The 15677-nt window shown below is 72.6% G+C and carries 12 protein-coding genes and 1 tRNA gene; 12 read left to right on the forward strand and 1 reads right to left on the reverse strand.

What is annotated here, in order from left to right:
- Position 1 precedes the first annotated feature (1 nt).
- The 6 genes from traB to ACFY1T_RS34880 all read left to right on the forward strand — a co-directional run bounded on the left by traB (position 2) and on the right by ACFY1T_RS34880 (position 7183).
- The gene (traB, locus tag ACFY1T_RS34855) at positions 2–2047 is read left to right on the forward strand and encodes a plasmid transfer protein TraB (RefSeq protein WP_390791762.1); all 2046 of its coding nucleotides are present in this window, start codon (positions 2–4) and stop codon (positions 2045–2047) included.
- A 180-nt stretch (positions 2048–2227) separates the two neighbouring features.
- On the forward strand, positions 2228–2704 hold the full coding sequence (locus ACFY1T_RS34860; protein WP_390791763.1) for a hypothetical protein: 477 nt from the start codon (positions 2228–2230) through the stop codon (positions 2702–2704).
- Positions 2705–2782: 78 nt separating this feature from the next.
- Positions 2783–3637 (forward strand): bifunctional DNA primase/polymerase, encoded by an 855-nt coding sequence (locus tag ACFY1T_RS34865; RefSeq protein ID WP_390791764.1) that lies wholly within the window; start codon positions 2783–2785, stop codon positions 3635–3637.
- Positions 3638–3639: 2 nt separating this feature from the next.
- Positions 3640–5115: an ATP-binding protein gene (locus tag ACFY1T_RS34870; RefSeq protein ID WP_390791765.1), complete on the forward strand. Its 1476-nt coding sequence runs from the start codon at positions 3640–3642 to the stop codon at positions 5113–5115.
- Between the two features lie 482 nt (positions 5116–5597).
- The gene (locus ACFY1T_RS34875) at positions 5598–5789 is read left to right on the forward strand and encodes an AlpA family transcriptional regulator (RefSeq protein WP_053690358.1); all 192 of its coding nucleotides are present in this window, start codon (positions 5598–5600) and stop codon (positions 5787–5789) included.
- Positions 5789–7183 carry a tyrosine-type recombinase/integrase gene (locus ACFY1T_RS34880; protein ID WP_390791766.1) on the forward strand — a complete coding sequence of 465 codons (1395 nt, stop codon included), beginning with the start codon at positions 5789–5791 and terminating at the stop codon, positions 7181–7183. The genes ACFY1T_RS34875 and ACFY1T_RS34880 overlap by 1 nt, the downstream gene beginning before the upstream one ends.
- A 166-nt stretch (positions 7184–7349) precedes the next feature.
- On the opposite strand, the gene ACFY1T_RS34885 is transcribed toward ACFY1T_RS34880, so the two are convergent.
- Positions 7350–7422 (reverse strand) — tRNA-Arg (locus tag ACFY1T_RS34885).
- Positions 7423–7754: 332 nt separating this feature from the next.
- On the opposite strand from ACFY1T_RS34885, the gene ACFY1T_RS34890 reads away from it, so the two are divergent.
- The 6 genes from ACFY1T_RS34890 to ACFY1T_RS34915 form a co-directional block, all read left to right on the forward strand.
- Positions 7755–9368: a GTPase domain-containing protein gene (locus ACFY1T_RS34890; protein ID WP_030873731.1), complete on the forward strand. Its 1614-nt coding sequence runs from the start codon at positions 7755–7757 to the stop codon at positions 9366–9368.
- 4 nt (positions 9369–9372) lie between these two features.
- Positions 9373–11256, forward strand: a complete 1884-nt coding sequence (locus tag ACFY1T_RS34895) for a GTPase (protein WP_390791767.1) — start codon at positions 9373–9375, stop codon at positions 11254–11256.
- A gap of 110 nt (positions 11257–11366) precedes the next feature.
- Positions 11367–11774, forward strand: a complete 408-nt coding sequence (locus tag ACFY1T_RS34900) for a single-stranded DNA-binding protein (RefSeq protein WP_030873734.1) — start codon at positions 11367–11369, stop codon at positions 11772–11774.
- 188 nt (positions 11775–11962) lie between these two features.
- Complete coding sequence (locus tag ACFY1T_RS34905) at positions 11963–13174, forward strand: thioester domain-containing protein (RefSeq protein ID WP_390791768.1); 1212 nt, start codon at positions 11963–11965, stop codon at positions 13172–13174.
- Between the two features lie 236 nt (positions 13175–13410).
- A complete protein-coding gene (locus tag ACFY1T_RS34910) occupies positions 13411–14880 on the forward strand; it encodes a bifunctional phosphatase PAP2/diacylglycerol kinase family protein (RefSeq protein ID WP_390791769.1) in 1470 nt (489 codons plus the stop codon).
- A 345-nt stretch (positions 14881–15225) separates the two neighbouring features.
- Positions 15226–15677, forward strand: a 452-nt coding sequence (locus ACFY1T_RS34915; protein WP_351781606.1) for an ATP-binding cassette domain-containing protein, incomplete at its 3' end; no start/stop codon positions are given.

Consider the following 15677-nt stretch of genomic DNA (forward strand, 5'->3'; position numbering starts at 1 on the left):
CATGGCCACGACTGAACGCACCACCGTTGAGCAGCAGTACGAAGACCAGCTCCGCGGCTCCTCCGACGGCAACGGCATCACCGCCTACATCCTCCACCGAGCCAAGCCCCACCTCCCTCCCTGGCTCTGCGCGGGCGGGCTGGGACTGGCCGGTGCACTGGGCAGCATCCAGTGGGAGGGCAGCGCCGCCGCGGGAGTGGGCCTCACCCTCGCCTCGGTCGCCCTGACCGGGCTCACGTGGTGGGCGGGGAAGGCGACGGGTCAGCAGCGGCGCCTGCACTCGGCCATCACCGTCGCCGCGGGCTCCGCCTGGCTGACGGGCGCCTGCCTGGCTGGGCCCACGGCCGGGGCCCTGCCCGACCTGTACCTGATGGGCGCCCCCGCCCTGGCTCTGTCCTGGAACATCCGCATGGTCTTGCGCCGCAACGTCGACGGCACCGCCGCCGGCGGCACGGACAAGGGCCTGCTGGAGAAGGTCGGTCTCGCGCGGGCGCAGATTGGCGCCACGTCGGTGGAGCCGAACCGGGTCACGGCGAAGATGGCGCTGGAGGCGGGTGAGCAGACCAACGAGGACGTGTCCCGGGTTCTGCCGCGGATCGCGTCCGCGCTGGACCTGCCCAAGTCCGCGGTCCGCTACATGCCCGACCCCGACTCCGCCCGCCGCGGCGAACTCGTCATCGTCCCGGAGGACATGCTCGCCCAGGTCGCGGAGTGGGAAGAGCCGTCCAACCTGGGCGGATCGATCGCGGAGCCGCTGGTCATCGGCCGCTACGACGACGGATCCCCGCTCGTCCTATGGCTGCCGGGTGATCCGGAGATCAAGCGCAACGCCACGCACGTGCTGATCGCGGGCGGGACCGGATCGGGTAAGGGTGAGACGGCCCTGAACCTGATGCTGGAGATCCTCTCCCGCCGCGACGTGCTCCTGTGGGTCAGTGATCCGAAGATGTTCCAGGACTTCCGGCCGCTACTGCCCGGTATGGACTGGGCGGCCGAGGGCGGACCCGACACCGAGGTCATGGTCGAGGCCATCAAGGCCGTCATCCCCGCCCGCACCCGCTGGCTCGGCGCCCACGGATACCGCCAGTGGATCCCCGAAGCCGCACAGCAGCAGACCAGCCGCGACCACACGTGCCGGCTGGACGGGCGGCCGTGCGGGTGCGAGGGGATGCCGTTCCTGGTCACCTGGATGGAAGAGGCCGCCAACACCCTCCGCCTCATGGGCGACGACGCGTTCACCGGGATCGCGCAGGAGGCCCGCTCCGCCGGCGTCGCCCTGATCGTCTCCCTGCAGCGCCCCTCCTACGACCAGATGTCCACCTCCACCAGGGCCTCCCTGCCGTCCGTGATCGCGCTCGGCTGCGACCCCCGCGACGAAGGCTTCTCCCTGCCTGATGTGGTCATCGATGCGGGGGCGCATCCGGGGGCGTGGGGGAACCGGCGGCCGGGCTACTGCTACGTCGTCTCACCCGGCATCCCCGAGGACCGCTATCCCTCCCCGGGCCGCACCTTCGCCATCCCCCACACCGCCACCCCCACCATCGAAGCCCTCGCCCGGTGGACGCAGACCAACGGCGCCACCGCCGACCCGATCACGGGCGGCGCGGCCCGGGCGGTGGCCGGGCAGAACTACACCGGCCGTACCGTCCCCGGCGCCGCGCCGGTCCTGCGGCCGGCCGCCGAGGAGGAGGGCCGGATGGAAGCGGAATCCGGTGGACTGCTTGTGGATCCGGAGGACGCGGGCATCGACCCGGAGGCCGATCTGCTCGTCGGGGAGGATGGCGACGACACTCCGTTGTGGGAGTCGCCGGGGCACAAGCCGTCGCCGGAGGAGGCGCGGGAGTTGTTCGCGTACGCGCTGGACGACTTCGAATCGGCCGGGCGGATGGTGGTCGGTCCGAAGGACTTCATGGACTGGTGCGACCGCCACCAGCTCTCCCGCCCGTGGGTCTCCGCCCGCCTGAAGGACGCTGCCCTGGACGGTCGGCTGGAGCCGACCTCGGCCACCGGCCGGTGGCGGATCGTCCCCACGCTCAAGATCGCCTGACGCCTGACACCCCCTGACAGTGTCAGGGCCCCGTGACACCCAAACCCCTAGGCAAACCCGCTGTCAGACCCCCTGACACCCGCTGTCTGACGCCCCGTGACAGCCCTGCCTGACACTCACCCTCGGGCCCGCGCCACCCACCCTCGGCGCGGGCCCGACCCATACCCGGGAGGCATGCACATGCCCCACGACCCTGCCATCTACCACCCCAGTCCGATTGCCTGGGTCCCCGCCCCGGAGCACACGGGTTCCGCTGTTGCCCCGGTCCCTGTAGGGCACCCGGGGGTGCAGCTCGTCACGCTGGCTGACGGCACGCGGACCCTCGCCTACACGCATCCTGCCCCCGCGCAGATCGTCCCCGAGGCCCCGGCCACGGCTTCTGTGCCGAGGTGGGCCAAGACGACCGCGCTCCTGGCACCGACCCTCGGCGGGGGCATCGCGGCGGCCGGAATCGGAATCTCCTACGCCGCCCCCGGACTCCTCGCCATGGCACACGCCTTCTGGGCTCTCGCCGCCCTCGTCGCCGCCGGGGCCACCGCGCCGCTTCTGCTGCGCTCCGGCCGCGGGCAGCGTGCTCACACCACCACTCACATCACCCAGCACATCTCCGCGGGTGGCTTCTTCGGCCGCGCCAGCGGCACCGTCAACCACCGCTGAACGCGAAGCGGGCGGCCCCCGTCTCGCCAAAGTCCGGGGCCGCCCTCATCCACCAACTCATCAGTGGAGGCACCCAGCATGACCCAACCCGCCCCCTCCGCGCAGCTACGCGCGGCCCTCGACCTCGCCGAGCGGGGCATCCCTGTCTTGCCGTTAAGGGCAGACAAGGGCCCCATGGGCAACTGCTCCGCCTGCCGGAACACCGCCTGCGGCGGCCGGCCGAACATGCAGACCTCCGGCCCCTGCACCTGCCCCCGCCCCTGCCACGCCTGGGCCGCAGCCACCACCAGCCTCGCTGTCCTCACGTCCGCTGCATGGGCTGGTGCGTGGCGGCAGGCCGCCGCCGTCGCCTACCACCCGGGCGGCGCGGGATTGACCGTCGTGGATCTCGACCACGCGGACGCGGTGGCCTGGGCTCGCGAGAACCTGCCCGCCACCCGGACGGTGCCGACGACCCGCGGGGAGCACTGGATCTACCAGGGCACCATGCGCTCGGTGAATGGCGTGCGGGACGGCATCGACATCAAGTCCACTGCCTCCTACGCCCGGTGGCGCGGCACCGGCAGCGGCATGATGCAGCCCCTCCCGGACACCGTCCGCGCACTCGCCGACAAGGCCCCGGCCGGCCCCCGCCCGGCCGCAGGCACCGCCACCATGCCTCGGCCGACTGGAGGCGGGGAGTGCCGGCACCGGTCGCCGGCGTACTTGGAGCGTGGCATCGCGATGGCGGAGCAGCGCATCAAGGGGGCACCCGACACGATCCACAAGACCGTGTACCGCCTGTTCCTCGCGGTGCTGTCCACGCACGGCCAGTGCGGCTGCATGACCGAGGCGCACATCGACCGGCTGTTCACGGCCGCCCAGGAGAAGGGCGAGTCCCTGCGGCACTGCGAGATCGCGTGGGCCAACGCGGTCACGACGCTGGGGATGTAGCGATGCCCGAGGAAGAGAAGAACCCGGCCCGGCAGATCATCACCGACTACGCGCAGGACCATTTCCGGTACTTCCGGACCACCGAAGGCACCGTCTACGCGCAGAAGAACGGCCACCCCGTCGCCCGTCCGATCCGTTCCCAGGGCACGACCGGCAGCCACCGGCAGGAACTCATGGTCGGCCTCTACAACGACGGCCGCGGCTCATTCAACGGCAGCGCACTCAAGGAGGCACTCGACTTGATCGAAGCACTCGCCCTCAGCCAGGACGTACAGCCCACCCACATCCGCGTAGCGCCCGGCTTCGACGGCGCGACCTGGCTCGACCTCGGCCGCGACGACGGCCAGTCCGTCCGCATCCACCCCAACGGCTGGGACATCCGCGTCCCCGACCCGCAGGAGGTGTGCTGGCGGCGCACCCAGCTCACCGGTGAACTCCCCCTCCCCGAGAAGGACACCAACGGCAAGGGCATCGACGCTCTGCTGAGGCTGTGCAACTTCGCCAACGCCGAGAGCGAGTGCCTCGCAGTGGCGTGGCTGATCGGTTGCCTGGAGCCGTCCGTGCCCGTTCCGGCCCCGTTCCTCACCGGCCCCCAGGGCGCCGGGAAGTCGACCGCCGGGCGGATGCTGGTGCGGATCATCGAGGGCATGACCGGTGACCTGCGCCGCGCGCCGAAGGACGAGGAAAACCTGATCACGGCCGTGGCCGCCGGGTGGGTCACCGCCCTGGACAACCTCTCCCACCTGCCGCCGGATCTGTCCGACCTGATGTGCTGCATCGTCACCGGCGCCGAAAGCATCAAGCGTGCTCTGTTCACCGATGGCGACGTCGTCCGCTCCCGCTACCGCCGCCCGCTGCTCCTGACCGGCATCGACGTCGGCGTCATCCGCCCCGACCTCGCCGAACGTCTCCTGCCCCTTCGCCTTGTGCGGCCCCAGGTGCGCCGGACCGAGGCGGAGCTGTGGGCGGAGTACAAGCCGGCCCTGCCCGTCATCCTCGGCTCCCTGCTCGACCTCACCGTCAAGGTGCGAGCCACCGAAGCCGACACCCCCACCGACCTGCGGATGGCCGACTTCGCCCACCTCTGCGCCCAACTCGACACCGCCACCGGCCTCAGCGCGCTGACCGCCTACCGGGCCAGCCTCGACGACCTTAACGACGACGTCATCGAAGGCGACCTCCTCGCCCAGACCGTCCTCAAGCACGCCGCCACCCTCGACCCGGGCGAGGAAGTGCGGATGACCTCCGCGGAGTGGCTCCACGCCCTCACCCAGCTCTACGCCGGCGAGGACTTCCGGCCCCTGCCCAAGGGATGGCCCACCACCGGGAAAGTCCTCTCCGACCGGCTCAAGCGCCTACAGCCCACCCTCGCCGCCCGCGGCGTTCTCGTCGACTGGGGCCGCACCAAGGCCGCCCGCTACATCGAGATGACCCGGCCCGCCGCTCCGGCGCCGCACGAGCAGGAAGCAGCGTTCTAACGCGCGCGATCACTCAGCCCCTGCACAGGCAAGAAGAGCACCCCGGCCCTGGGTGGGGCGTGCTCCTCTTGCTTGTCCGGCGGCTTGCCGCCGCTGCAAAGGACGTGCCGCGCAGCGGCCCCTTACTTCGCTCGAAGACGCACCGCACCACAACAGAAACCACCTCTCTTTTTCCTAAGAGAGGAGATGTTGCGTCACCCGCGTCACTGACGCCCTGAAAACCACCGCTGACCTGCCGGTATGGGGGTGACGCAGACGGTCCGCGGCTGCGTCACCTCACGTCACCTGCGTCACCTTCCTGCGTCACCCAATGGCACAGGTGACGCAGGCCGGTGACGCACGCCTACCCCTTGTGTCACCCAAAACCGCAGGTCAGGCGAGCGCGTGACGCAGATGACGCGGTGACGCAGAAATCCCAGCCTCGGACAGGTAGCGAACCTCCCGAAGGCTCAACTCCCGCTGTTCCACGACAGGAGCCGACCGTGGCGCGCACGCCCGAAGAAAAGCTGACGATCGTCGAAGTCTGCACTGAGCTGAAGGTCTCGAAGTCCACCTTCTACGACTGGCGCCAGAAGCGGCGGGCTCCCCGCTGCATCAAGCTCCCGAACGGCGACCTCCGTGTCCGCCGCACCGACCTTGACATCTGGCTGAACGAGCGCGAGGACGCTGCCTGATGGACACGACGTACGACGTGAAGCTGTGGAAGACCTCGGTATACGAGGGGAAGAAGAAGACCACTCACACCGTCCGTTGGGAGTTGGCGGGCAGGGAGTGGAGGAAGCCCTTCGCCACCGGACCGCTCGCGGAGTCCTTCCGCTCGGGTCTCGTGACCGCGGCTCGGAAGGGGGAGGCGTTCAGTCTCTCCACTGGGCTTCCCGTTTCGCATCAGTCCGGTGCGGCCGGCGTGAAGTGGTACGACTTCGCGGTCCAGTTCGTGGATCAACTCTGGGGGCGGACGTCTGCGAACAACCGGCGGAACGTCGCGAAGGCGCTCACCCCTGTCACGGTGGCCCTGCTCCGCAGCAAGCCGACGATGTTCGACGACGTGGACGTCCGCCGAGCTCTGCGCGAGTACGCGTTCAACACCGGTCGGCGTGCCGAGGCTCCGCCGGAGATCGCCGTGATCCTGCGGTGGGTGGAGCGCAACAGCCTCACGATGGCCGCCTGGGAGGACGAAAGCACCGTAGAGGCGCTGCTGCGGGCCGCAGGGAGCAAACTTGACGGCACCGCGGCAGCAGCCAGCTCGGTCAGGCGGAACAAGCGTGTCCTCAACGTCCTGATCGAGTACGCCATCAAGCGGAAAGTGCTACGAGAGAACCTGCTGCCCAAGGGCAAGGGCACAACGGCTGCGAAGACTTCCTCCGCCGTCGACAAGCGGTCGCTCCTCAACAGGGATCAGGCCGCCGAGCTGCTCGCCTGGATTTACGCGCGGCCGCGGGGCGGCCAGCGGCTCCACGCCTTCTTCGCCACGATGTACTACGCCGGGGCCCGGCCGGAGGAGGTCGTCGCGCTCAAGGTCGCGGACGTACGGCTCCCTGCCGCGGACGCCGGCGACCAGTGGGGTGAGCTGTTGATCCACACGGCCCGGCCCGAGGTGGGCAGGCAGTGGACCGACACTGGTGAAGTCCGGGAGCGTCGGGGCCTCAAGGGGCGAGCAGCTGACGACATGCGTACGGTGCCCTGCCGTCCTGCCCTCACGCGCATCCTCCGTGCCCACATCGAGAGGGAGCAGCTGGGGGCGGGGGACCTGCTGGTTCAGGGGGAGAACGGCGGGCTTCTGGCTGGTTCGGTCATCCGGCGGGCGTGGCGGCGGGCCCGGAAGGAGGTACTCGAGTCCCACACATTCGAGTCACCGCTCGCCCGCCGTGTCTACGACCTCCGGCACACCTGCCTGACCAACTGGCTGAACGCCGGCGTCCCCGCCGCGGATGTCGCCGAATGGGCGGGCAACAGCGTCCCCGTGCTCCTGGCCACGTACGCACGATGCATCAACGGGCAGCTGGACGACCTCAAGCAGAGGATCGAGAGGGCAGGGGAGCTGCCGGACCCGGCCGCGCCAGGGGCTTGATTTTTCACCGCGTATTCTCCGCAGCGACCCGCAGGAACTCGGCATCAGCCGGACCCCGCCGGACCCTCTCGGATCCGCCGAGGGGGTGAATCCTGAGATCGCCCCGCCGCCGGAAACCGCCCCTGAACAGCAGAAAGACCCTCCCGCAGGAGGGTCTTCAGGTGAGTGCCCCCGGCAGGACTCGAACCTGCGGCCAAGTGCTTAGAAGGCACCTGCTCTATCCACTGAGCTACGGGGGCCGGAAGGTGGCCGTGGTGGCCTGGAGCCCCGGGGTGGGGGTGGGACTCTCGTCCGGACCGGGTCAAGGATAGGGCTCCGGCCGCCTTGTCCCGGTTGCTTCACCCGCGTGCCACGATGTGGAGGTTCGGTGAAGCGGTCCCGATAATCGCAGGCAGGTGCGATTCTCGCACCGCTTTTGCGCCGCGGCGGGCCTGGTGTTGTGCACTCGTTATGCCTGAGTCCCACTCGTCCGGTGTGCCTGAATAGTCCCACTGGACTCGCGATCGGCGCGCAGAGGGCGTATAAGCTTCAAAAATGGTCCCAAATTGGGCATTCTTCGCATGTGGTGACCTTGGATGTTCGGCCTCAGCTGCTCGATGCCCTGTCCGCCCTGCGCGACCGGGTCGCGTCCGTGCGTCTGCCGCTGCCCCTGCCCGGCGCCCCGCGCGCCCGCCAGACCAGAGCCGAGCTGCTCGCGCAGCTCGACGACTACCTCGTACCCCGGCTGAAGGCGCCCGAGGCGCCGATGCTCGCCGTCGTCGGCGGGTCCACCGGGGCCGGTAAGTCCACTCTCGTCAACTCCCTCGTGGGACGCCAGGTGAGTGAGGCCGGCGTCCTGCGGCCCACCACCCGCATCCCCGTACTCGTCTGCCATCCGGATGACCATCACTGGTTCGCCGGCATGCGGGTGCTCCCCGACCTGATGCGGGTCTGGGCTCCGCCCGGCGAGGACGACCCCCTCCCCGGCCCCCACCGCGGCTCTCCCCGCGGACCGGGGAACTCCGCCGCCACCCGCGAACTGCGCATCGAGACCGTCGCGGGCCTCCCGCGCGGACTCGCCATCCTCGACGCCCCCGACATCGACTCCCTCGTGGTCGAGAACCGGACACTCGCCGCGCAGCTCATCTGCGCCGCCGACGTCTGGGTCATGGTCACCACCGCCTCGCGGTACGCGGACGCCGTCCCCTGGCACCTGCTGCGCACCGCCAAGCAGTACAAGGCCACCCTGGGCATCGTCCTCGACCGGGTCCCGCACCAGGTGCTCGCCGAGGTGTCGCGGCAGTACGGGGCCCTGCTCACCCGGGCCGGGCTGGGCGACGTACCGCGCTTCACGGTGCCCGAGCTGCCCGAATCGGCAGGCGGGGGCGGGCTGCTGCCCGCCAGCGCCGTCGCCCCCCTGTTCGCGTGGCTCGCCCACCACGCGCAGGACCCCGCCGCGCGCCAGTACGCCGTCGGACGGACCGCGCTCGGCGCGCTGGACTCGCTCGGGCGGCGGATGCCGGAGCTGGCATCCGCCGTCGCCGCGCAGCACGCCGCCGCCGTACGGCTGACCTCGGCCGTCGAGGACGCGTACAAGAGGGAGGGCAAGCGGGTCCGGGGCCGGCTCGACCAGGGCGCGGTACTGGCCGGCGACGCGCTGACGCGCTGGCGCGGCTATCCCCTCGACACGAGCACCGACGAACTGCTCGACTCGCTCGCCGAGTCGCTCGCGGCGCTGCTCCAGTGCGCCGTGGCCGCCGCCGACGAGCGCATCGCACAGGCCTGGCGGCGCGAGCCGGCCGCCGGGGCGGTGCGGCTGCCTGCGCCCGACCGGGAGGCGGCGGAACGTATCGGCATGGCCGTACGGCGCTGGCGGCGCGTACTGGAGGAACTCGCCGAGGAGGAGGTCGCCCGGCTCGACAAGCAGCCCGCGCCCGACCCCGACGGGATCGCCGCCCTCCTCGTCGCGGCCCTCCTCGGCGGCAAACGGGCCCGGCCCGCCGGGGAGAAGCTCGCCGAGCGGATCGGCGTACAGGCCGCCGTACGACTGCGTGACCGGGGCGGCGAACTCGTCGCCGAACACCTGGAACAGGTGCTGCGCGCCGAACGGGACCGCCGGCTGGCCCCGCTGGAGGCGCTCGAAGTGACGCCGGAACCGCAGGCCGAGCTGATCGCCGCGCTGTCCCTACTGCAGAAGGAGAGGTGACGCGGTGACCGCTCTGACCGACCGCGACCGCACCGATGACCGTTGGGACGACGGATTCATCGCACGTTCGCGCCGCGCAGGCATCCGTGCCGACATCGAGGACGGCGGCGAACACGGCGAAGGGGACGACGGAGGCGACGGAAGGGACGACGGAAGGGACGACGCGCTCATCCGCGCCGTCTCCGGTGCCGGAAACGACGGGGGCAAGGCGCCCTCGCAGCCGCTCAGCTCCGAGGGACAGGCCCTGCGCACCCGCCTCGAAGCGCTGCGCGAGCTGGTCGGGCTCTCGCGGACCCGTCTCGACGGCAAGACCCTCGCCGAGGCGGGCCGGGTGCTCGACGAGGCGGCCGCGCGGCGCGGGCTGTCGACGCAGCACACGGTCGTCGCGATCGCCGGAGCCACCGGAAGCGGCAAGTCCACGCTCTTCAATTCACTCGCCGGAGTGCAGATCTCCGAGACCGGGCTGCGCAGGCCGACGACCGCCGCGCCCATCGCGTGCAGCTGGTCCGACGGCGCCGCCGGGCTGCTCGACCGCCTGGAGATCCCGGGCCGGCTGCGCCGCCGGCCGCGCGAGACCTCCGAGGCGGGCGCGCTGCGCGGCATGGTCCTGGTGGACCTGCCGGACCTGGACTCCGCGGTCGGCGCGCACCGCGACCACGTGGACCGGGTGCTCGCCCTGGTCGACGCGGTGGTGTGGGTGGTCGACCCGGAGAAGTACGCCGACGCCGTGCTGCACGAGCGGTACCTGCGGCCGCTGGCCGGGCACGCCGAGGTGACCTTCGTCGTGCTGAACCAGGTGGACCGGCTGCCCGGCGAGTCGGCCGACCTCGTACTGGACGACCTGCGGCGGCTGCTCGACGACGACGGCATCGCCCTCGGCGAGCACGACGAGCCCGGCGCCACCGTCCTCGGACTGTCCGCGCTGACCGGCGAGGGCGTCGGGGAACTGCGCGACCTCCTCGCACAGTTCACCCAGGAGAAGGGCGCCGCGACCCGCCGGATCTCCGCCGATGTCGACCGGGCCGCCGGACGCCTGCGCCCGCTGTACGTGGCCGACGGCCACCCGTCGCCGGAGATCGGGGAGGCGGCGCGCGCCGAGTTCGAGGACCGGCTCGCGGAGGCGGTCGGGGCGTATGCGGCCGGGCTCGCCGCCGAGCGGGCCTGGCGGCGCAATGCCGGCAAGGCGTGCGGCACGCCGTGGCTGAGGCTGTGGCGGTGGTACGAGAGCCGGCGCGCCCCGCGCACCCTGGCCGGACTGGCCGCCCTTTCGGTGATCGGCGGCGGCCGGGGTCAGGCGGGCGCGGAGGCACCGGGCGAGGAGGAGGTGACCGCGCGCCAGCGGGTGGAGCAGGCCGTACGGACGGTCGCCGACGCGGCGGCCGAGGGGCTGCCCGACGCCTGGGCGCAGGCGGTACGGGAGACCGCGGTGCGCGGCGCCGACCAGCTCCCCGAGGCGCTGGACGAGATCGCGGTGACGCTCGGGTCGGCGGTCACGGTGCCCAGCGCGAAGCCCCCGCGGCCGACGTGGTGGCCCGCGGCGGTGCTGGCGCAGGCGGCGATGACACTGCTGCAGATCTACGGCGGACTGTGGCTGGTCGGGCAGATCGTCGGGGTCCTGGAACCGCGCCTGATGCCGCCGGTGCTGCTGATGGTGGCGGGCATCGTCGGCGGCCCGCTGGTGGAGTGGGCCTGCTCGATTGCGGCCCGGGGCCCGGCGCGGCGCTACGGGCAGGACGCGGAGCGGCGGTTGCGGCAGGCCGCGGCAGGCTGCGGGCGGGCCCGGGTGCTGGAGCCGGTGGCGGCGGAGCTGCTGCGCTACCGGGAGGTGCGCGAGCAGTACGCGACGGTGGCCGCAGGGGGGACGAAGTTGTCCACAACCCGCGAGTAGTCCACAGGCCGGAGCGGGATCCGGGGGGCCGCGCCAGCATGGTTCGTACCTCGTGCGGATGGTCCGTGCGGGTACCGATGCGGGTACGGACGTGGGGGAGGGCCGCAGGGATGAACGACACCCTGGTGACGCTGGTCGGCTGTGTGGCCACGCAGATCGACTACAAGGAGACGGCGACCGGGCCGTCGGCGCGGTTCCGGTTCGCCGTGACGCCGCGGTACTTCGACCGGCGCAAGGAAGCGTGGGCGGACGGGCCCACCAGCTTCTACACGGTGTGGGCGCGGCGCGCGCTCGCGGTGAACCTGGCCGGTTCCGTCGCGGTCGGAGAGCCGCTGGTGGTGCACGGGCGGCTGCGGGTGCGCGACGATCCGCCCGACGGCGAGGGCAACCGGTGGTTCTCGGCGGACATCGACGCGACGGCCATCGGACACGACCTGAACCGGGGGACGGCTGCATTCCGCCGGGTCGTCAAGGCGGACCCGCCACTGATGGTCACTCAGAAGGCGGCGGTGGTCTGAGTGTTCGAGGCGGTTAGGATTCCCCGGTACTCACGGGCACCTGGGTCATTGGCCCGAAGGGGAAGACTGTGTCGATTGCCGTTCCCGCATCCTCCGCTCCTGATTCCGTTCCTTCTTCGCTTGCTCCCTGCGCTACTCCTTCCCTCACTTCCGCACCACCGGCCGCAGAGCTTGAGCCTGCCGCGTCCGTGGCCGGCGTGGTGGGGGCGGCGCCGGTACGGGCCTGCGCACGGCGGCCGCTGGCGGCGGCGCTGCTCGCCGCGGCCCTGGCCACGGCACCGGCCGCCCAGGCGGCCGCCGACTCCGGGACTCCCGCGCCCCGGACACCTGAAGGCGCGAGAGCCGTGCTGGACGGGCTGAAGACGTACGGACAGGCCGTCCTGCGCGGCAAGGACGGGTCGGTCCGCCAGATTCCGGCCGGGCTGTACGAGATGCGGGTCGACGGTGGCGGGATGCTCCAGACCTACGGGGTCGGCGTCGCGGGCAACGCCCAGCCGCAGGCCCGGTACACGGAGAGCGGCTGGAGCGGCAGCCCGCTCGCCGGGAACGGGGAGGCGGGCCGGATCCGCTGGATCCTGGAGCACTCCTATCCGCAGCTGAACGATCTCGCCGGACTGGCGAAGGCCGCCGGGGCCGGGGCCCTGACCGCGGAGAGCGCGGCGGCCGGGACGCAGGTCGCGATCTGGCGGCTGGCGGACGGGGCGCAGGTGGAGGCCGCCGACCCGGCGGCGGAGAAGCTGGCCGACTACCTCCAGCGGTCGGCGGGCAAGCTGCCGGAGCCGCCGGCCTCCCTGGGGCTGGACCCCGGGAGCGTGTCGGGGCCGGTGGGCACCCGGCTCGGGCCGGTCACCGTGCGGACGGGGGCGCAGAGCGTGACGGTCACCCCGGACGCGGCGGCCGCGGCCATGGGGGTCCGGGTGGTCGACGCAGAGGGGCGGCCGGTCACCACCGCGGGGAACGGGAGCCGGCTGTACTTCGAGGTGCCCGCGGGCACCCCGGACGGCTCGGCGTCGGTCACCGTCCAGGGCTCCACGAAGGTGCCGGTCGGGCGGGTCTTCACCGGCGAGGTGCCGAGCCAGACCCAGATCGTGGCCGGCTCCAGCGAGTCCGCCCTCGCGGCCACGGCGAGTGCGCTCTGGCCGCAGCCGGTGGTCGTCGCGGAGGCGGGCACCACGGGCGACGGGCCGGCGGTGACGCAGGCCGCGGCGGCCGCTGCCGCTGCTGCCGCTGCTGCCGCCGCTTCGTCGGAGTCCAGCCCGGACGAGGAGCGCCTGGCCACCAGCGGCAGCTCGGCCGCGACCCCGGTCATCGCCTCGCTGGCGGTGGGCCTGGTGGTCCTGGGCGGCCTGGTCGTCCTGCTCCTCCGCAAGCGCCCGCTCGACGAGGAGGACGGGGCGTAGGGAGTGCCCGTGTCCAACGGGGCGGGGCTCCGGGGGAACGGTGCGTCGGCCGTGAGCTCGCTCCGCGGCGGCCGGGTGGGCAGGCGGGCGGCCGGGGGGCCTGGCATGCGGGCGGCCTGCCGGGTCCCGGGCGGGCTCCGGCTTGGTCCGTACGAGTGCGGCTTCGGCAGTCGTCGGGTGGGGCGGCGGTTTCAGAGCGGGCGTGCGGGTAGGCGTGGGCAATGGGCGATCAAGAGTTGACGTGGAGAGGCGCCGCCGCGCGGTGGGACCGGGCGCTGTTCGACGGGGTGGCCCGTCGGCACTGGCCGGCGGGCGACCGGGTGCTGCCGAGGCTGGGGCGGGCCGCCAACCACGGGGTGCTGTGGGGCGGGGCCGCCGCGGCGATCGCGGTCCTCGGCTCGACCGGGGCCCGCAAGGCCGCGCTGTGCGGAGCCGCCTCGCTGGCACTGGCCTCGGCGACCGTGAACACCGTAGGCAAGTGGTCCGTACGCCGGCCGCGGCCGCTGCTGGAAGGCGTGCCCGAGGTGCGGCGGCTCGTGACGCAGCCGACGACCACCTCGTTCCCGTCCGGGCACGCGGCGTCCGCGTTCGCGTTCACCACCGGGCTCGCGCTCGGGGCGCCGGGCTGGGGCGCCGTACTGGCACCGGTGGCGGTGTCGGTGGCGTTCTCCCGCGTGTACACGGGGGTCCACTACCCGTCCGACGTGGCCGCCGGGGCGGCGCTGGGCGTGGCCGCGGGTCTCGTCGTACGCCGCCTCGCCCGCACCGTCGAGGAGGCGCGGATCGTACCGGGGGACGAGCGGACGGCCGCCGAGGCGCCCGCGCTGCCGGACGGGGCCGGGCTGACCGTCGTCGTCAACACCGGGTCCGGCACGGCCGCCGCCGCGGGGATCGACGTACTGCGCGCCCGGCTGCCCCGGGCCGAGGTGGTCGAGTGCGAGGGTCCGGAGCTGCCCGCGGAGCTGGCGGCGGCCGCCGCCCGGTCCACGGTCCTCGGCGTGTGCGGCGGCGACGGCACGGTCAACGCGGCCGCCACCGCCGCGCTGCGGGCCGGGGTGCCGCTGGCGGTGTTCCCCGGCGGCACGCTCAACCACTTCGCCCTCGACCTCGGCCTGGGCGGAGCCGAGGAGACCTGCCGCGCCGTCGCCGCCGGCCGTGCGGTCCGGGTCAGCGTGGGCCGCTTCACCCCCGGCCCGGACCCCGAGGACGGCGGCTCCGGGTACTTCCTGAACACCTTCAGCATCGGCGCCTATCCCGAGCTGCTGCGGCACCGCCTGCGCTGGGCGCCGCGGATCGGCGGCGGCCCGGCCGCGGTGCTGGCCGCGTGGAAGGTCCTGCGCGCGGAGCGCCCCGTACGGCTCCGGCTGGCGGGCCGGCCCCGTAGCGTCTGGCTGCTCTTCGCCGGCAACGGCACCTACCACGGCACCGGAGCGACCCCCCGTCGGCGGGACAACCTCGGCGAGGGCCTGCTCGACGTCCGTGCCGTCCACGGCGGCGGCCGCCCCGGCCCGCGCCTGCTGGCGGCCGCGATGACGGGCCCGCTGAGCCGTTCCCCCGTCCACACGGCCACCCGCCTGCGGAGCCTGCGCATCGGCGACATCCCGCCGGACACCCCGCTCGCGTACGACGGCGAGTACACCCCCGCCCCGCCCGCCCTCGTCCTCGACACCCTCCCCGACGCCCTGACGGTCTACCGCGCCCGCTGACGGCCCGCCGTGATCCGCGGGTGGCGGCGACACGAGCCGCCACCCGCGGACCCGGGCACCCTCCGCCCGGGCACCCGCTGCCCCGGAGGGGCCCTCCGCCCCGCGCCGACCTGCTGCGCCGATCCCCTCCGCCCAGCCCTCTTGCCAGCCCTCCGCCGGCCCCTCCTCACCCCCCCCGAGGCACCCCCGGCCCGCCTCGTGGCCGAAGGTGACCGGGCCGTCACGGCGCCTCGCCGGGCAGGGCGCGGGAGGTGCGGGGGCTGACCTACCCATTCGCCCGCAGGGGTGGACGACTGGCAAGATGGGGTGTATCTGCCCACCCATCGATCTGCCGGACGGTTTCTCTTGGCTGAGTTCATCTACACCATGCGCAAGACGCGCAAGGCGCACGGCGACAAGGTGATTCTTGATGACGTCTCCTTGAACTTCCTGCCCGGCGCGAAGATCGGTGTGGTCGGCCCGAACGGCGCCGGTAAGTCCACCGTTCTGAAGATCATGGCGGGCCTGGAGCAGCCGTCCAACGGCGACGCGTTCCTGTCGCCCGGCTTCACCGTTGGCATCCTCATGCAGGAGCCCCAGCTCGACGAGTCGAAGACGGTCCTGGAGAACGTCCAGGACGGCGCGGCCGACACGATGAAGAAGCTCAAGCGCTTCAACGAGGTCGCCGAGCTGATGGGCGTCGAGTACACCGACGCCCTCATGGACGAGATGGGCAAGCTGCAGGAGGACCTGGACCACGCCAACGCGTGGGACCTGGACGCCCAGCTGGAGCAGGCCATGGACGCGCTGGGCTGCCC

Source organism: Streptomyces sp. NPDC001194 (genome assembly GCF_042896985.1).
GTDB lineage: Bacteria > Actinomycetota > Actinomycetes > Streptomycetales > Streptomycetaceae > Streptomyces.

What these genes read in the sequence shown, in the direction of transcription:
- ACFY1T_RS34870 (WP_390791765.1), top strand. Translation starts at nt 3,640, where the DNA reads ATGCCCGAGGAAGAGAAGAACCCGGCCCGGCAGATCATCACCGACTAC.
- ACFY1T_RS34880 (WP_390791766.1), top strand. Translation starts at nt 5,789, where the DNA reads ATGGACACGACGTACGACGTGAAGCTGTGGAAGACCTCGGTATACGAG.
- ACFY1T_RS34865 (WP_390791764.1), top strand. Translation starts at nt 2,783, where the DNA reads ATGACCCAACCCGCCCCCTCCGCGCAGCTACGCGCGGCCCTCGACCTC.
- traB (WP_390791762.1), top strand. Translation starts at nt 2, where the DNA reads ATGGCCACGACTGAACGCACCACCGTTGAGCAGCAGTACGAAGACCAG.
- ACFY1T_RS34860 (WP_390791763.1), top strand. Translation starts at nt 2,228, where the DNA reads ATGCCCCACGACCCTGCCATCTACCACCCCAGTCCGATTGCCTGGGTC.
- ACFY1T_RS34900 (WP_030873734.1), top strand. Translation starts at nt 11,367, where the DNA reads ATGAACGACACCCTGGTGACGCTGGTCGGCTGTGTGGCCACGCAGATC.